Origin of the sequence: Muriicola marianensis, assembly GCF_014638095.1 — a bacterium.
GTDB lineage: Bacteria > Bacteroidota > Bacteroidia > Flavobacteriales > Flavobacteriaceae > Muriicola > Muriicola marianensis.
This window is the reverse complement of sequence record NZ_BMFH01000001.1, coordinates 1,048,275-1,064,823: the sequence shown is the minus strand read 5'-3', so window position 1 is coordinate 1,064,823 and position 16,549 is coordinate 1,048,275. Positions and strand designations below refer to the sequence as shown.

The 16,549-nt window shown below is 48.7% G+C and carries 14 protein-coding genes; 10 read left to right on the top strand and 4 right to left on the bottom strand.

Features of this window, described 5'->3' with window-relative positions:
- Positions 1–4,061: beta strand repeat-containing protein (locus IEV19_RS04895; RefSeq protein ID WP_194419539.1), on the bottom strand; the 4,061-nt coding region annotated here is incomplete at its 3' end.
- A 301-nt stretch (positions 4,062–4,362) separates the two neighbouring features.
- Here IEV19_RS04895 and IEV19_RS04890 point away from each other — a divergent pair.
- The 6 genes from IEV19_RS04890 (at position 4,363) to IEV19_RS04865 (ending at position 9,796) form a co-directional block, all read left to right on the top strand.
- The gene (locus tag IEV19_RS04890; protein ID WP_188369553.1) at positions 4,363–5,112 is read left to right on the top strand and encodes a BamP family beta-assembly machinery protein; all 750 of its coding nucleotides are present in this window, start codon (positions 4,363–4,365) and stop codon (positions 5,110–5,112) included.
- Positions 5,099–5,902, top strand: coding sequence for a carboxypeptidase-like regulatory domain-containing protein (locus IEV19_RS04885; protein WP_188369552.1), 804 nt, complete (start codon positions 5,099–5,101; stop codon positions 5,900–5,902). Before IEV19_RS04890 ends, IEV19_RS04885 begins: the two co-directional genes overlap by 14 nt.
- Positions 5,903–5,927: 25 nt before the next feature.
- A complete protein-coding gene (locus IEV19_RS04880; protein WP_229732483.1) occupies positions 5,928–6,446 on the top strand; it encodes a DUF6702 family protein in 519 nt (172 codons plus the stop codon).
- Positions 6,447–6,518: 72 nt separating this feature from the next.
- Complete coding sequence (locus IEV19_RS04875) at positions 6,519–8,828, top strand: M1 family metallopeptidase (RefSeq protein ID WP_188369551.1); 2,310 nt, start codon at positions 6,519–6,521, stop codon at positions 8,826–8,828.
- Between the two features lie 93 nt (positions 8,829–8,921).
- Complete coding sequence (locus IEV19_RS04870) at positions 8,922–9,203, top strand: Sec-independent protein translocase subunit TatA/TatB (RefSeq protein WP_188369550.1); 282 nt, start codon at positions 8,922–8,924, stop codon at positions 9,201–9,203.
- An 8-nt stretch (positions 9,204–9,211) separates the two neighbouring features.
- On the top strand, positions 9,212–9,796 hold the full coding sequence (locus IEV19_RS04865) for a phosphatase PAP2 family protein (protein WP_188369549.1): 585 nt from the start codon (positions 9,212–9,214) through the stop codon (positions 9,794–9,796).
- On the opposite strand, the gene IEV19_RS04860 is transcribed toward IEV19_RS04865, so the two are convergent.
- Positions 9,750–10,391 carry an O-methyltransferase gene (locus tag IEV19_RS04860; RefSeq protein ID WP_188369548.1) on the bottom strand — a complete coding sequence of 214 codons (642 nt, stop codon included), beginning with the start codon at positions 10,389–10,391 and terminating at the stop codon, positions 9,750–9,752. The two genes, IEV19_RS04865 and IEV19_RS04860, sit on opposite strands and share 47 nt — an antisense overlap.
- A gap of 65 nt (positions 10,392–10,456) precedes the next feature.
- Between IEV19_RS04860 and IEV19_RS04855 the strand changes: the two genes are divergently transcribed.
- The 3 genes from IEV19_RS04855 to IEV19_RS04845 are packed head-to-tail and all read left to right on the top strand — an operon-like array spanning position 10,457 to position 13,436.
- Positions 10,457–10,936: a GNAT family N-acetyltransferase gene (locus IEV19_RS04855; protein ID WP_188369547.1), complete on the top strand. Its 480-nt coding sequence runs from the start codon at positions 10,457–10,459 to the stop codon at positions 10,934–10,936.
- A gap of 49 nt (positions 10,937–10,985) precedes the next feature.
- A complete protein-coding gene (kynU, locus tag IEV19_RS04850; protein ID WP_188369546.1) occupies positions 10,986–12,254 on the top strand; it encodes a kynureninase in 1,269 nt (422 codons plus the stop codon).
- 24 nt (positions 12,255–12,278) lie between these two features.
- Positions 12,279–13,436: an MFS transporter gene (locus tag IEV19_RS04845; RefSeq protein WP_188369545.1), complete on the top strand. Its 1,158-nt coding sequence runs from the start codon at positions 12,279–12,281 to the stop codon at positions 13,434–13,436.
- 2 nt (positions 13,437–13,438) lie between these two features.
- Here IEV19_RS04845 and IEV19_RS04840 read toward each other — a convergent pair whose 3' ends face one another.
- The gene (locus tag IEV19_RS04840; RefSeq protein WP_188369544.1) at positions 13,439–14,107 is read right to left on the bottom strand and encodes a hypothetical protein; all 669 of its coding nucleotides are present in this window, start codon (positions 14,105–14,107) and stop codon (positions 13,439–13,441) included.
- Between the two features lie 225 nt (positions 14,108–14,332).
- On the opposite strand from IEV19_RS04840, the gene IEV19_RS04835 reads away from it, so the two are divergent.
- The gene (locus tag IEV19_RS04835) at positions 14,333–14,881 is read left to right on the top strand and encodes a ClpP family protease (RefSeq protein WP_188369543.1); all 549 of its coding nucleotides are present in this window, start codon (positions 14,333–14,335) and stop codon (positions 14,879–14,881) included.
- A 129-nt stretch (positions 14,882–15,010) separates the two neighbouring features.
- Here IEV19_RS04835 and IEV19_RS04830 read toward each other — a convergent pair whose 3' ends face one another.
- Positions 15,011–16,543 carry a cryptochrome/photolyase family protein gene (locus IEV19_RS04830; RefSeq protein WP_188369542.1) on the bottom strand — a complete coding sequence of 511 codons (1,533 nt, stop codon included), beginning with the start codon at positions 16,541–16,543 and terminating at the stop codon, positions 15,011–15,013.
- Positions 16,544–16,549 lie beyond the last annotated feature (6 nt).

Sequence of the window (16,549 nt, the reverse complement as noted above, 5' to 3'; positions counted from 1 at the left end):
TTGGCCGCGAGGCTCAGGTCCTGAATTTCGTTGTTGGGATCGGCATCGGCATCATCCACATTGAGGGTGATGGTATTGCCTCCTGAGATCGATAGGTTCCCTGCTGCTCCTGTTGTTGCCAGGGTCTGTGCATCTGTATTGTCTAGATATCCACTAAGGTCTACAGGTGTGGCATCTCCTGTTAGGGAAAGGGTGTTGCCGGTCAGGGAGAGGTCCTGTGCATCTGTATTATCCAGGTATCCGCTGAGGTCTACGGGTGTGGCGTCCCCGGAAAGGGACAGGGTATTGGCCGCGAGGCTCAGGTCCTGAATTTCGTTGTTGGGATCGGCATCGGCATCATCCACATTGAGGGTGATGGTATTGCCTCCTGAGATCGATAGGTTCCCTGCCGCCCCCGTGGTGGATACGGTCTGTGCATCTGTGTTGTCGAGATACCCGCTGAGATCTACAGGTGTGGCATCTCCTGTGAGGGAAAGGGAGTTACCGGTAAGGCTCAGATCCTGCGCATCGGTATTGTCCAGATATCCGCTAAGGTCTACACTGTTCCCGTCTTCAATGGACAGGGAATTGGCCGCCAGGGTCAGCGTCTGATCATCTGTACCGGGGTTATCCAGGGAGGAAAGATCCACGGTAGTGGAGGCTCCGTTTTGTATGTCGATCTGCAGGATATTGGCTCCACTTAAACTGGCTCCGGTAAGATCCTGTGAATCGGTGTTGTCCAAATACCCGCTAAGATCTACAGGTGTGGCATCACCTGTGAGAGAAAGGGAGTTGCCAGTAAGGCTCAGATCCTGTGCATCGGTGTTGTCCAGATATCCGCTAAGGTCTACACTATTCCCGTCTTCAATGGACAGGGAATTGGCTGCCAGGGTCAGGGTCTGATCATCGGTACCGGGGTCATCCAGGGAGGAGAGATCCACGGTGGTGGAGGCTCCGTTCTGAATGTCGATCTGCAGGATATTGGCTCCGCTCAAACTGGCTCCTGTGAGGTCTTGCGCATCGGTATTGTCGAGATACCCGCTCAGATCTACAGGTGAGGCATCCCCCGTAAGGGAAAGGGTGTTGCCTGTCAGGGAGAGGTCCTGTGCATCTGTATTATCCAGGTATCCGCTAAGGTCTACGGGTGTGGCGTCCCCGGAAAGGGACAGGGTATTGGCCGCGAGGCTCAGGTCCTGAATTTCGTTGTTGGGATCGGCATCTGCATCATCCACATTCAGGGTGATGGTATTGCCTCCTGAGATCGATAGGTTCCCTGCCGCCCCCGTGGTGGATACGGTCTGTGCATCGGTGTTGTCGAGATACCCGCTGAGGTCTACAGGTGTGGCATCTCCTGTAAGGGACAGGGTATTGGCCGCGAGGCTCAGGTCCTGAATTTCGTTGTTGGGATCGGCATCGGCATCATCCACATTCAGGGTAAGGGTGCTTCCATTCTGGATGGAGATATTCCCCGGAGTGTTGTCTGTGCTAATGTCCTGATTATCGGCTCCCCCTGCCAGCTCGTCCAGGGCTGCCTGAACATTAGTGGAAGTCAGGAGGCCAGTTACCGTATTGTCATAGGGATTGCTGACAGCACGGGTATCGACGGTTTCATCGGTCCCGTCATTGTTTGTAAATGTATAGGTGCCATCCCCATTATCCGTGAGATCAGCCTTGGAAATTATAACAGGTACCAGGTTCTCATTGGTATAGGTAAAGGTACCATCACCGTTATCCACAATACTGGTTATGGTTTCTCCACTGGCAGCAGCATCAACGTTGAGATAGAGCCTGCCATCAGTTCCAAAAATAAGGTTATTATTGACATCGCTACTGATCAAATTCTCACTCAGGGTCCCACCTGCATCCGAAACTTCCAGAGAACCGTTAACCATTGCAAGGCCTGTGTTCAATTCATTGGTAGCATCGGCATCGGCATCATCAACATTGATCACAATGGGTCCACCCCCGTCTTCCAGGTCGATATTTCCCGGAGTCCCGTCTGTTGATATGATCTGGTCATCCGTACTCCCCCCGGAGACTTCTTCTATGGCAGCCTGAACATTATCTGCTATAAATCCATTAATCGAATTATCGAATGGCAAAGCTGCCGCATTAAAATCGAGGATCACATCCACCCCGTCGTTATTGTTAAAGGTAAAGGTGCCATCGAGGTTGTCAGTTATGTCAGCTTTGGCTACCGTGTCCGAGGTTCCGTCTTCTTTGACAAAGGTCACGAATCCGTCCCCGTTGTCGACCAGGCTGGTAACGGTCTCGTTGATATCCGAACTGCTTCCGTCGGCCTGGGTAAGGGTGGCGATGAGGTTTCCAGCCACGGTATTGGTCACGACAAGTCCGCTTGTATTCACGGTTACATCCGTCCCATCATTGTTGGTAAATGTGTAGGTCCCGTTACCATTATCTGTAATATCGGCTTTTGCTACCGTATCCGAGGTTCCGTCTTCTTTGACAAAGGTCACGAATCCGTCCCCGTTGTCAACCAGGCTTGTAATGGTCTCATTGATATCTGCACTGCTGCCGTCGGCCTGGGTCAGGGTGGCGATGAGGTTCCCCGCCAGGGTATTGTTCACCACGAGCCCGTTGGTATCAACGGTGACATCCGCCCCATCATTGTTGGTGAAGGTATAGGTGCCATCCCCATTATCCGTAATATCGGCTTTGGCAACTGTAACTGAGGTTCCGTCTTCCTTTATATATGTTACGAAGCCATCCCCGTTATCGACCAGGCTTGTAATGGTCTCATTGATGTCGGTAGTGCTGCCGTCGGCCTGGGTCAGGGTGGCGATCAGATTACCTGCCAGCGTATTGCTCACCGTTAACCCGTTGGTGCTTAGCAATACGTCTGTTCCGTCATTATTGGCAAAAGTATAGGTGCCGTCCAAATTATCAGTGATGTCTGCTTTGGCTACGGTTTCCTGTGTGCCATCTTCCTTAGTAAAGGTGATGAGTCCGTCCCCGTTGTCTGTCAGGGCCGTAATGGTCTCATTTACATCTGTACTGGTGCCGTCCGCCAGGGTAAAGGTGGCTATCAGATTTCCGGGTACGGTATTGGTTACAGTCAGGCCGTTGGTATTCAGTACAACATCAGTTCCGTTGTTGTTCGTAAACGTATAGGTGCCGTCCCCGTTGTCTGTGAGATCGGATTTTGCCACCGTTTCCTGAGTGCCGTCTTCTTTGGTATATGTAATAAACCCATCGCCTGCATCGGTGAGGCTGGTTATTGTCTCATTGATATTGGTGCTGCTGCCATCAGGAAGGGTCAGTGTTGCGATCAGGTTGCCAGCAACGGTATTGGTAACCGTAAGCCCATTGGTTGTGATCAACTGTATATTACCCTGGGAATCTGAGAAACTGTAAGTTCCATCCCCATTATCCACCAGGGAAATAGTAGTCACCGCCACGTCCAGGTCGTTTAAAGCCGTCTGCACTGGGGTAAGATCCAGAAAAGCCCCGTTGTCACTTCCCGGAATAATGGCATTCCCGGCATCGGCACTGACGATGGCGGCACTGGTGATAAAGCCCGCATCATTGGTAAAGTCGCTCAGGGTGACCTGGGCATAATCTAATTCCGCATCTCCTACCGTGTTGTCCTGCAGCTCTTCATTCCCAACGGAATCAGGGGCCAGTTTGGCAGAGGTGATGGCATTGTTCTGTATGTCTACACTGGTAATTGAGAAATCGACGATATTGGATCCCCGGATCTCCCGTACCTCAAAATTGACATTGTCCTCACTCGTGGTGATCTCGATGGTCTGGTAATCATTGAATATTGGGTCTGCCGTGAAGGTGAGCCTCAGGGCGTCACAGAGGTTGATCCATTCCGTGCCGTCGAAATAGAACAAACATTGTTCATCCGTGTTATAAACCATGGCTCCCTGCAAAGGATTGATAGCATTCATTTCGGCCATGGTGATACGGGTGATCACAAAGACCCGGCTGGTGCTCTCCAGTTCGAGGACCGAAGCGGCATCCAGGTTCTGAGGGTTGTCCCCAATCTTGATCTGGGCTTGTAGGCCTGCATAGAAAAAGAGCAACAGGACGGGTAGCAGGTATCTGAGTTTCATCTTCATAACATTTAAGGCCTGAACAGGCGACCTACAAATGTAGAATTATCTCAGTTTCCAGCTAAAGATATGCCCCCAAATACAATTTTTTGGGGTAAACCACCACGCTGCCCTTTGAAGGAGGATTTCCCGCCAGAATTTTGTAAATTCTAACTTTAAATACGCCTGGGGTTCCCTTTTTAACATAAGTTTTAAGACGTATTATTTTTTTATGATCTCAACTTCTTTTTTCTTTAGCTCATCGGAAATGACCGGAAGCTTTTCAGGCTTCCTCTTACGTCGCCTATTCCGAAACCTGTACATGAAAAAGATTGCTGTTCTTTTCCCGGTGCTTCTCTTCCTGACCTTCGGATTTTCCCAGACTGAAGATCGCAGGCCCCTGCGCGGGCAGGTGATGTACCGAAATGTACCTGTGCCCAATGAAAATGTGATCAATACAACTGCCGAACGGGCCACCATCACCAACGATAAAGGGGAATTCCTGATCTACGTCAGGGAAGGGGACGAGCTCGTCTTTACCGCTGTGAACTACCAGATCGAGATCTTGAAGGTCACCGAGGAGATCCTGAGGAAAAACAGGTTGGTTGTGGAGGTGAACGAGAAGGTCACCGAACTGGACGAAGTGACGGTCAGCCCGGAAAACCAGCAGAAGTTCCTTCAGCTTCAGAACGAAGAATTTAAGGAATACGAATACGAAACGGATGCGACCTCGGAGTTCAGAAATGTGGCGCTGGATCCTGCCGGGGTGCAAATGAGGGATGGGCTCAACTTTGTGAATATCTTTAAGGCCCTGTTCCTTTCCGGAAACAAAGATGAAACCGCGGATCGGACCCCCTTAAAAGTCAGTGAAGTGCTCAGGCAGGTTTACGACGACGATTTCTTCGTGCGCGACCTGCAGCTGTCCCAGGATCAGATCGACGCCTTTCTCGTGTATTGCGACAGCAAACTCCCCGCCCAGTCTCTCTTGAGAAAGGACAATGAATTTCAACTGATCGAATTTTTGGTCAATCAAAGTAAGGAATTCAGACAAAGCCTCAATGTGGAAGAGTAGTAGGCTGGCTGTATTGTTCTTTTTCATCTGCTATACCATTAGTGGACAAACATTTTTTTTTAATTCTCTTCTCGAGGGGCAAATTCGCTTTGAGGATAAGGGTGTACCTGATGTACATATCATGAATACGACTGCAGGAAGGGCTACCATCTCTGATGAAGAAGGCATGTTCTCTATAGAGGCCTCCCCCGGGGATACCCTTCTTTTCTCTGCGGTGCAGTACAGGCGTAAACAACTGGTTCTCTCGGCCTCGATGCTGGAAAGCAGGTTTATCTACGTAAACCTGGAAGAATTTGTCAACGAACTCGATGAGGTGGTGGTCAGGCCTTTTAACCTGTCGGGCGACCTGGTCCGTGATATGCAGCAGATGAAGACAGAACCTGTTGTAACGGCCTCTACCCTGGGGTTGCCCAATGCCTATGTTAAACCCATGATGCAAAGCGAACGCCTGCTGAAGGAGGCGTCCATGGGCCCTTTCCACCTAGGGATGATCACAGCCGTGCCTTTCAACCCTCTGATCAATATGATAACAGGCCGGACGAAAATGCTGAAGAGAAGAGTGGCACGAGACAGGAAGTACCTCCTTACTCAGGAAGTGCGGAATTATTATCCCGACAGTATTTTTGTATCTCGTATGGGGATCCCGGCTGATCGTATCGATGATTTTATGTATTTCTGTGAAGTCGATTCGAAGTTCGATTCGATCGTCTCATCCGACGACCACATCGCCATCCTGAATCTCCTGCTGGTGAAAAGCAAGGCCTATCGGGAGAATAATCAACTCGACTAGCTAAAAATGGCACGAGAATTGACCTGTGAAAGATAAGATGATGAATATCTCCAAGCTACTCCTTTTATTCCTATGCCCTCTTCTCCTGGCATTCGCTGCCCATAAATTCTATGTCAGCGTGACACAGGTTGAATACTATGCCCCAGATCAGGCTATTCAGATCACCAGCAGGGTCTTTATAGACGACCTGGAAAAAGCGCTGTTAGAGAGGTATGATGTGGAACTCTTGCTGGGAACACCAGAGGAAGTTGATGATGCCGATGATTTTATCGATCGCTATCTAAATTCCAAATTTCTGGTCCGAGTAAACGGTGTGCCCACTGCCTTTTACTTTCTGGGAAAGAAAGTTGACAATGACATTCTCATCCTTTTTTTAGAAATCCCGAATATTTCTCTTGATGGACTCAAATCTATTGAGATACAAAACGAGGTTCTTATGGATGTGTACGAAGAACAGAAGAATATCGTCCACTTCAGGTTCGGGGATCTGAAGAAGAGTTTTGTCCTCCTCAGGGAAAAGAATTCAGGAATGTTAAACTTTTAAAAAGTACCCCTTCAATCTCCACGGAAAACCCTATTTTCCGCGCCGGAAAATTTTAAAAATCATCATTTTTTTATGGATCAACTCAAAAGCTTCACTTCGGCAATTCTCATTCTCTTTGCCGCTCTCTCCTTTGCACAGGAGCAGACTAAAACGGAAAGGGAACCCGGGCACACCAATCAGAACAAATTCAGGCAGATGTATCAGGAGTTCGCCACCCCCAACATGTACAGGTCGGCTTCAGGAACCCCTGGCCCCAGCTACTACCAGCAACAGGCCGATTACAAAATGGATATCGAACTCGATGATAAAAATGCCAGGCTCTATGGGGAGGAGACTATCACCTATCACAACAACGCCCCGGATGCGCTTGAATTTCTGTGGTTGCAACTCGACCAGAATGTAAGGTCCAGGGATTCCAAATCGCCCCTCAGAAACGGTAATGGCGTCAATGTAGCTTATACCACAGGCTCTTTTGCCAAGTCGTATATGACTGAAGGTTTTGACGGAGGATTTCGTATTGAGTACGTGAAGGATGCCGGCGGGAATCCCCTGCCATACACTATCAATCAGACCATGATGAGGGTAGACCTTCCTGAACCTTTGAAAACAGGTGAAAAGGTATCTTTTTCCATTAAATGGTGGTACAATATTCCTGATCATACTGTTGACAGGGCAAGGTCAGGATATGAGTATTTTGAGAAGGACGGCAACCGGGCTTATGTGATCGCCCAGTTTTTCCCTCGGATGGCCGTGTACAGCGACGTAGAAGGATGGCAGAATCACCAGTTCTGGGGGAGTGGTGAATTCGCCCTGCCTTTCGGAAATTACGATGTTAATATCACAGTGCCTGCAGACCATGTGCTTGACGCCACCGGAAAGCTTTTAAACCGAAAGGAGGTATTTACTAAGGACATGATGAAGCGGTACGAAGTGGCTAAGAAATCCTATGACAAGCCGGTTCTTATCGTAACCCAGGAAGAGGTTGAAGCCGCAGAAAAAGGTTTTTCCGAGAAAAAGAAGACCTGGAAGTTCAGGGCTGAGAATGTCAGGGATTACGCCTTTGCTTCCTCCAGGAAGTTTATCTGGGATATGCAGGCCGTAAAGATAGGGAACAGGGATGTGATGGCCGTATCCCTTTACCCCAAAGAAGGAAACCCTCTCTGGGAAGAACTGTCAACCAAAGCGGTGGCCAGCACTCTAAAGTCCTATTCAGCCCATACTTTTGACTACCCTTACCACAAGGCTATCTCTGTACACGCCAAGAACCAGGGGATGGAATATCCCATGATCTGCTGGAACTACGGCAGGCCCAACGAGGATGGGTCCTATTCTGACCGTACCAAATACGGAATGATCAGCGTGATCATTCACGAGGTAGGCCACAATTTCTTCCCCATGATCGTCAATTCCGACGAGCGGCAGTGGGGGTGGATGGATGAAGGTCTGGATACTTTTATGCAGTACCTCGCCGAACAGGAATTCGGAGAAGCCTACCCCGAGGTGATCGCACCCAATGACAAATATCCGTCCAGAAGGGGAGAACCTTCCAAGATCATCCCCTATATGAGTGGCGACCAAAGCACGATTGCCCCTATCATGTCTAATCCCGAAAATGTCTACCAGCTGGGCCCCAACGCCTATGCCAAGCCCGCTACGGCCCTGAATATCCTCAGGGAGACTGTGATGGGCAGAGAATTGTTCGATCACGCCTTTAAGACCTATGCACAGAGATGGATGTTCAAGCACCCAACCCCCGAAGACTTTTTCCGTACCATGGAAGATGCGTCTGCTGTGGACCTCGACTGGTTCTGGAGGAGTTGGTTCTACACCACGGATTACGTTGATATAGGGGTAAAAGGTGTAAAGAAATATGTGGTGAGTGACAAGCCCGGAAAAGAAATGAGGGATTACATGGCAGCCAGGAATATGACAGAATCAGACCTGCCGCCCCTGGTTTATCTCGTTGAAGAAAACAGCGACGACGCAGACAATGACCTGAAGGGTAAATCGCCCAGTGAGATCTCGGCCCCTTTGAAAGAATTCATGATGGACAACCTCACTGCTGAAGAAAGATCAAGGATCAAAGAGCCCAAGTACTTTTACGAAGTGACCTTCGACAAGCCGGGAGGAATCCCTATGCCGTTGATCGTGGAGTATACCTATGCAGACGGGAGCACCGAGCAGGTAACCTACCCACCGGAGATCTGGAGGAGGAATGATGCCGAAGTGAGGCGGGTTATCTCAACCCAAGCAGAACTTGTAGCCATTACAGTGGATCCCAGGGCTGAGACCGCAGACATCGATGTGACCAACAACAGCTGGCCCAGGAAAGAATCTCCTTCTGAATTCAATCAATTCAAGGAAGGTATCAAGGGAGATTAATCTTATATCCCATAGGATTTACAGGTCCCGTCATTTTTTGGCGGGACTTTTTTTATTTTATAAAAGGGTTCCAAACTTGCTTATATTTGTATCATGCATTCATCAGTTATCTTATTTATCAGCGGGGCAGAAATTTTCTTCATCATGTTCATCGTGGTGATGGTCTTCGGTGCTGACAAGATCCCGGGCATTGCCAAGGGGCTCGGAAAAGGAATGCGCCAGTTAAAGGATGCCACCGAAGATATAAAGCAGGAGATCAAAAAGAGTGCTGAGAAGCAGGGGATCGACGCCAGTATCACAGAAGATATCAAAAAGGAGATGAATCAGGTTAAAAAGAACATTGAAGAGGTCTCCGGAACCATCAAAAGAAAGTAGGGTTACGGATGTGGGACAGACTATTGGAATGGGACCGCAACACCTTTATCTTTCTGAACAGCCTGGGTATCGAAGAATATGACGCCTTCTGGGCATATGTCACCCACACTTCCTCCTGGATCCCGCTCTTTGCCCTTTTTGCCTTACTCTTTCTACTTAAATACTCCAGAAAGGAGGCTCTGGCCAGGATCCTGACCACACTGTTGCTTTTTGGATGTGTAATGGCCCTGATGTACGTCACCAAGGAATTTGTGGCCCGACTAAGGCCTAACAACGCTCATGAACTCAAAGGCATTATCCGCGTGCTGCTCCGGCCCGAAGATTACAGTTTCTTCTCCGGACATGCTGCCAATTCCTTTGCGATTACCACCCTGGTGGTCCTGTTTCTAAGAAAAAAGCTTCCCTGGGTTTTCCTGTTCTTTATCTGGCCCTTTTTGTTTTCACTCAGCAGGATCTACGTCGGAGTGCATTACCCGCTCGACCTGATCGCAGGGGCAATGGTAGGCATCTTCATGGCTGTGGTATTCTACCAGGGATTTCGAAAATTTATAGAACGCGGCTCAGGGTTAAGCCGTCCCGGATCGGGAGCATGACGGTCTCCACCCTGGGATCTGACTTCAGCATGTCATTGTATTTTAAAAGTGCATCTGTGGCCTTGTCTGCCGGGTCTAGGGGTTCAACGACCTTTCCGGACCACAAGACATTGTCAGACAGGATGATCCCTCCCTTCCTAGTCCTGGGCAGAACAGCTTCAAAATAGGCCGAATACTCCTTCTTTTCCGCGTCGATAAAGACCAGATCGAATTCCTGCTTTAGCTCAGGGATGATCTTCAGTGCATCTCCTGTGTGTTGATAAATCTGATCACCAAAGCCTGAAAGTCTGAAATACCTGTTTTGGATCTCCTCCAATTCCTCGTTAATGTCTATGGTGTGCAGTTGCCCCCCGGGCCGAAGTCCTTCTGCCAGACAAAGGGCAGAGTAGCCGGTATAGGTGCCTATCTCAAGAATACGATTGGGAGCAATGATCTTTGAAAGCATACTGAGAACCCTGCCCTGGTAATGCCCGGTGATCATCCGCGGTTGCAGTACCTTGAGGTGGGTTTCCCTGCTCAGTGCCCGGAGGTACTCGGGTTCATCCTCAGAATGCTCCGTAATGTAACCTTGCAGTTGCTCCGATAGAAAATGCATAGGGATGTTTTTGCAAAAATAGCCTTTTTGGTCTACTTTCATCGGGCTAACCACAGGTGCAGGACATGGATAAAATCACCATAAGAGAAGCCGTTCGGGAAGACCTGCCCGTCCTTCTTCAGTTCGAAAAAAAACTCATCGAGGCCGAGAGGCCCATGGACCCGACCATCCGGCCGGGGGAATTGCATTATTACGATATCGGGGCTTTTATTGCTGATCAGGAGGTGTTGGTCCTCGTTGCTGAGGCAGACGGACAGGTGGTGAGCTCGGGCTACGGGAAGGCCAAACCTGCCAGACCTTATCTCGATCATGAGGAATACGCCCACCTTGGGTTTATGTACACCCTGCCGGAATACCGCGGTAAAGGCATTAATGGGATGATCATAGAAAAATTAAAGAGCTGGGCATACAGCAAGGGACTCAGGGAAGTGAGATTGACCGTCTACCAGGAGAACGAACCTGCGATTGCTGCCTATGAGAAGACCGGATTTAAAAAACACCTGATCGAGATGCGTCTGCCACGCCCAACCGAAGATCAGGAATAAGATAGGATTCGTTCTCCCGGCTTGTTGTATTTTTGCGCAAAATATGGATATGACCTTCGAAAACACTGCTGAATTCGCACGTCAACTCGATGCTACAGACCCACTGGCGTCCTACAGGGAACAGTTCCATTTTCCTTCCATAAAGGGTAAACAGGTTATTTATTTTACCGGCAATTCCCTGGGTTTGCAGCCCAAAAGGACTGCTGCCTACGTGGAAGAAATTATGGAGGACTGGAGGCAGCTGGCAGTAGAGGGTCACTTTTATGCAGATAAACCATGGTGGGATTATCACGAGCGACTCGCGGCTCCTTTGTCAAAAGTGGTGGGGGCAAAGCCCTCCGAGATCACAGTGATGAACACGCTCACGGTAAACCTCCATCTCCTGATGGTCTCCTTTTATCGTCCCACGAAAAAAAGGTATAAGATCCTTTGTGAGGAAAAGGCCTTTCCATCGGATCAGTATATGTTCCAGAGCCAGATCAAGTTTCACGGTCTCGATGTCTCTGATACCCTGGTAGAGGTTAAAAAAAGGGATGGGGAACACTATTGGCGTACGGAAGACATCCTCGCTAAGATCGATGAGGTGGGAGACGAACTTGCCCTGGTACTACTGGGAGGGGTGAATTATTACAACGGACAGGTGTTCGATATGGAAACAATTACCCGTGCGGGGAAGGCTGTTGGAGCTTATGTAGGGTGGGACCTGGCCCATGCGGTTGGTAATGTTGAACTCGCTCTGCACGAATGGGATGCAGATTTCGCTGCCTGGTGCAGCTATAAATACATGAACAGCGGACCCGGAAATGCTTCGGGGGTCTACATACATGAGCGCTACCACGGGAGGACGGACATTCCCAGGTTCGAGGGTTGGTGGGGGACCAAGAAAGAAACGCGTTTCCTGATGCAACCCCAATTCGACCCCATGGAAAATGCCGATGCATGGCAGGTCAGTAATGCCCCGGTCCTAGCCCTTGCCCCTTACCTGGCCTCCCTTGAAATGTTCGAGGAGGTAGGTATGCCGGCCCTGATCGCTAAACGGGACCTGATCGTAAACTACCTGGAATTCATCCTGAAAGAGATCGATAGGGAGGTAGACAGCAATTTTGAGATCATCACCCCTAAAGAAAGAGGCACTCAGCTTTCGGTCTTTCTGCACGGGGAAGGTCGTACCCTCTTTGATTATCTCATGGAGCACGGGGTGATTACTGACTGGAGAGAACCCAATGTGATCCGTTTAGCTCCGGCCCCCTTTTATTGCTCTTTTGAGGATATGTACCGATTCGGTCAGATCCTTAAAAAAGGCATCCGGGAAACCTAACACAGATCCATCTTTCGAGCGCCTATGAAGTCACTCCGACTTATCCTGTCTAACCCCCGTTATTTCGGACCGGCCTGGGCTTTTGCCAGCCTGAATATCCTTTTCGGAACCTGGGCCATCTATATTCCTATGGTCAAGGAGGATCTCGGGATCGACAAGGCAACCCTCGGGATCGCCTTGTTCTTTCTGTCCTTCGGCGTATTTACTGTTTTCCCCGTCGCCTCGAGAATAGTCAATTACCTGGGGGTGGGTAAAGCCACATGGTATGGCATCCTGATGCTCTGCCTTACCGCCCTTTTCCCCCTGATGGCCAATAGTTTTCTTACCCTGGCTCTGTCGCTATTCTTCTTTGGTTCGGCCAATGGGATTCTGGACATTGCCATGAATACCCTTGTCACAGAGATCGAAAAAGAGGACCGCCAAAATTTTATGTCTGCCTCTCACGGCTTCTTTAGCCTGGGTGGAGTCCTGGCCGGTCTCGGGAGCTTCCTTATCCTCGTTTTTGAAAACCGGATGCTGCATATGGTGGCGGCGGTGATCCTCGTATTTTCCGTCAATCTTATTTTTTCCAAGAAATACATGCATATCAAAGCTGCGCCTATAGAGAAGGAACCCTTCAGTTTCAGGCATTTTAAACCTCTTTTGCTGCTTGGTGTGGTCTCATTCGTGGTTATGGCCAGTGAAGGGGCCATCGTCGACTGGAGCGGTCTCTTCCTCAAGGAAGTGACGCTGGCCCCCGAAGCCCTCTGGGGAGCAGGTTTTCTGGGTTTTCAGATCACCATGACCCTTGGTCGATTTCTTGGAGATGCCATCAGTGCCCGTATAGGTTCTGTGAGAATTGTTACTTTGGGTTCCTGCATTGCCATTGCCGGCTACCTCTGTGTCCTTGGGGCGAATACCTACCTGGCCATCGCAGGTTTTGGCTTAACCGGACTGGGATTTTCTGTCATCATTCCAGAACTTTTCCGAATAGGTGGGAATGTTAAAGGCGTAGAATCTTCACAAGGGGTGGCATTTATCGCCGGCTCCGGATACTCCGGGTTTTTACTGGGGCCGGTCATATTGGGTTTCCTGGCAGAGGAGTATTCCCTGAATACGAGTTTTACGGTTTTACTGACGGGGGTAATTGCGGTGCTTTTTACAACCTTCCTGATGAGAAGAAACAGGGGCAGGAAGAGCTGACACTACTGCAGCACCTCTACATCTGTAAAATAAAGTGAAAAATTACCGTCCTTATTTTTATGCATGGTGGAGATGTTGAGTCCGCTTAACTCTTTATACCCCTCCCAGGTACTCACGCTTGATGGTTCAGGACTATTCGATCTTCTAAACACCCATTCCCTTACGAGGTAATTATCTCCCAGATAGAAATCATAGGCATCCCCGGGCGTATATCCGCCCTCGTTCCCGTAAACCACGGTCAATTTGGTCAGGGTATCATTACTGATGGGAGCAGGTACTTTCTCCTCTACGGAATAGGTCAGGTTTTCCTCGTCCCAGCTTATGTTGATGGGAGCGAGGAGCCAGTATTTGTCATTGATAAAAGCCCCATCTGCCTTTTGTGAGAGGCTGTCTACCTTTCTTCGGTTATACTTTACTGTGTCTCCTCTCGAAATGCCTGTGACCTCCTGAGATCTGGTATCCCATACCCAGGTTCTTTCAAAATGCATGGTGTCCCTGTCTACATTAAACGTAAACCGGATCTCTCTAACCTTATTCCAGTTCTCTACACCATGTGCAGCGGCCACCTTTTCGATAATGGTAAGATCTTTTTCAGGAGTTACTTTTTTAGTTTCGCTTTTGCAACCGATCATCAAAACGATAAAAACAAGGAGGTAGAGATGCTTTTTCATATTTATTTTTTTCAAATATAACAGGTTAGTAGTATAAATACACTTATTCCATGTCTCGAGAAACAAATCTCAGAGGATTTTTCAGGCATGGAAGATAAAGTCGGTTTTCAGACAATCGAACTAAACTCCTGAAATAGAAGGGGTTGATAGGAGGTATTTTTGATAAGGTCCGACTTGTCAGAATGGGGGGTAAATGCGTACCTTTGAAGGCAAACAAAATGTATTATGAGCGCCAAAAAAGGTAAGGTTCAGGAGGCCATAGATGAGAAGCTGTTGCAGGAGAGGAAAGTCTTCCTGTGGGGTATGGTCGATGATGATTCTGCCAAACACGTCATTGACAGGTTGATGTACCTCGATATGCAAAATAATAAGGAAATACAATTATATATCAACAGCCCCGGGGGCTATGTAACCTCAGGGTTTGCTATTTATGATACCATCAAATCCCTGAAGAGTCCGGTCTCTACTATTTGCACCGGGCTGGCCGCTTCTATGGGATCCATCCTGCTTTCTGTAGGCAAGAAAGGCAGGAGGTTTATCCAGCCGCACGCCCGGGTCATGATCCACCAGCCCAGTGGAGGCGCAAGGGGTCAGGCCTCCAATATTGAGATTCAGGCCAAGGAGATCATCAAGACCAAGGAATTGGGTGCTAAAATCCTGGCAGAGAATTGTGGGCAGACTGTTGAAAAGGTTATGAAAGACTTTAATCGCGATTACTGGATGGGTGCAGAAGAATCTGTAGAATACGGTATCGTGGACGGGATCCTGGAATAATCAGGTACTCAAGAGAAAAGGAAAGTCCGGTGCTGTTGCAACCGGACTTTTTTATATGGACGCCATAGGCGGAAAACACAATATATACGTCCAAGGATCCGATTTGGATGATGGGTGCCGATAAGAGGATCAGAACTGATCCGGATGTTCGATGATCTTTTTGGCTCGTTTACGGATCTGGTCCATTTCTTTTTCGTCTTTTTTGGCCAGCAGGTTCATCATCATCCCCATACGTGGGTTGTCTTTGAACACCTCTTTTTTAGCATCCAGGAAGTTCCAGTACAGGGCGTTGAAGGGACAGGCGTCCTCCGTGGTTTTCTTGTTGTGGTCATAGGTACAGCCACTGCAGTAATTTCCCATTTTGTTGATGTAGTTGGCACTGCTTACGTAGGGTTTTGTCGCCACAATACCGCCGTCTGCGAACTGGCTCATCCCACGCGTATTAGTGATCTCGACCCATTCAATGGCGTCGATATAGATGCCCAGGTACCAGGCATCCACTTCGTCGGGATCACATTGGGTGAGAAGGGCGAAATTCCCCGTGATCATGAGTCGCTGTATGTGGTGTGCATAGGCCTCATCCAGGCTCTGTTTAATAGAGTGTTTTAAACAATTCATCTCAGTATTGCCTGTCCAGTAGAAATCTGGCAGAGGATGGTGGTTACTGAGTTCATTTTTCTCTTTGTACTCCGGCATTTCCTTCCAGTAAATCCCCCTCATAAATTCCCTCCATCCCAGGATCTGGCGGACAAAGCCTTCAACCTGACTGATATCGATCTCGTTTTCTTTTTTCCGGTACTGTTTGATGACCGCATCTATCACCTCTTTAGGAGAGATCAATTTTACATTCATGGCAAAGGAAAGACGTGAATGGAACAGAAATTTCTCATCGGTATGCAAGGCATCCTGAAAATCCCCGAAATGAACCAGCAGGTTCTCCCTGAAATGGTCCAGCAATTCCAGCCCCTCCTCGCGGGTGGTGGGCCAATTAAACTTTTCAGGTTCTATGTTCCCGATAGTAGGGATCCCCGCCTGGTGTACTTCCTCCAAAACCTCGCTTACGTCCTTTCGCAGATCCAGTTCCTCAGGGATCGCGGGATCGCCTTTCCATTTCTTCCGGTTGCTCTTGTCGTAGTTCCATTGTCCTCCCTCCGGTTCCTCACCTTCCATCATAATGTTGTATTTCTTACGCATCATCCGGTAGAAGGATTCCATGACGAGCTGTTTCTTGCCCTTAAAAAAATCCTTAAGTGTATTCCGATCAGTAAGAAAGTGTTCTGTGTCGCTATGTGAACTCTCGATCTTCAGGGATTTGGTGATATTTTGAAGTTGCTCGTCTAAGCGGTATTCATCCGGCAGGAGGTATTCAAATTTTTCGGCACCTTGTGTATCGATTTCTCTTGAGATAAGCTCCTCCAGAATTTGCGGGTTTTTCTCATCCCCGATCTTGTAATAGATCACCTGGTGCCCCTGACTTTTAAGAGCCTTGGCGAAAGAACGCATGGCAAGGAAAAAGGCGACCACCTTCTGGATGTGGTGTTTTACGTAATCCGTTTCCTGTCGCATCTCCGCCATGAGGTATACACAATCGGGGTCCACTTCCCGGAACCAGGAATGTTGCAGGTTGAGCTGATCGCCCAGGATGAGTCTTAATGTTTTCATGTCTAT

What these genes read in the sequence shown, in the direction of transcription:
- IEV19_RS04870 (WP_188369550.1), top strand. Translation starts at nt 8,922, where the DNA reads ATGCATTCATCAGTTATCTTATTTATCAGCGGGGCAGAAATTTTCTTC.
- IEV19_RS04885 (WP_188369552.1), top strand. Translation starts at nt 5,099, where the DNA reads ATGTGGAAGAGTAGTAGGCTGGCTGTATTGTTCTTTTTCATCTGCTAT.
- IEV19_RS04840 (WP_188369544.1), bottom strand. Translation starts at nt 14,107, where the DNA reads ATGAAAAAGCATCTCTACCTCCTTGTTTTTATCGTTTTGATGATCGGT.
- kynU (WP_188369546.1), top strand. Translation starts at nt 10,986, where the DNA reads ATGACCTTCGAAAACACTGCTGAATTCGCACGTCAACTCGATGCTACA.
- IEV19_RS04830 (WP_188369542.1), bottom strand. Translation starts at nt 16,543, where the DNA reads ATGAAAACATTAAGACTCATCCTGGGCGATCAGCTCAACCTGCAACAT.
- IEV19_RS04890 (WP_188369553.1), top strand. Translation starts at nt 4,363, where the DNA reads ATGAAAAAGATTGCTGTTCTTTTCCCGGTGCTTCTCTTCCTGACCTTC.
- IEV19_RS04860 (WP_188369548.1), bottom strand. Translation starts at nt 10,391, where the DNA reads ATGCATTTTCTATCGGAGCAACTGCAAGGTTACATTACGGAGCATTCT.
- IEV19_RS04845 (WP_188369545.1), top strand. Translation starts at nt 12,279, where the DNA reads ATGAAGTCACTCCGACTTATCCTGTCTAACCCCCGTTATTTCGGACCG.
- IEV19_RS04865 (WP_188369549.1), top strand. Translation starts at nt 9,212, where the DNA reads ATGTGGGACAGACTATTGGAATGGGACCGCAACACCTTTATCTTTCTG.
- IEV19_RS04835 (WP_188369543.1), top strand. Translation starts at nt 14,333, where the DNA reads ATGAGCGCCAAAAAAGGTAAGGTTCAGGAGGCCATAGATGAGAAGCTG.
- IEV19_RS04855 (WP_188369547.1), top strand. Translation starts at nt 10,457, where the DNA reads ATGGATAAAATCACCATAAGAGAAGCCGTTCGGGAAGACCTGCCCGTC.
- IEV19_RS04875 (WP_188369551.1), top strand. Translation starts at nt 6,519, where the DNA reads ATGGATCAACTCAAAAGCTTCACTTCGGCAATTCTCATTCTCTTTGCC.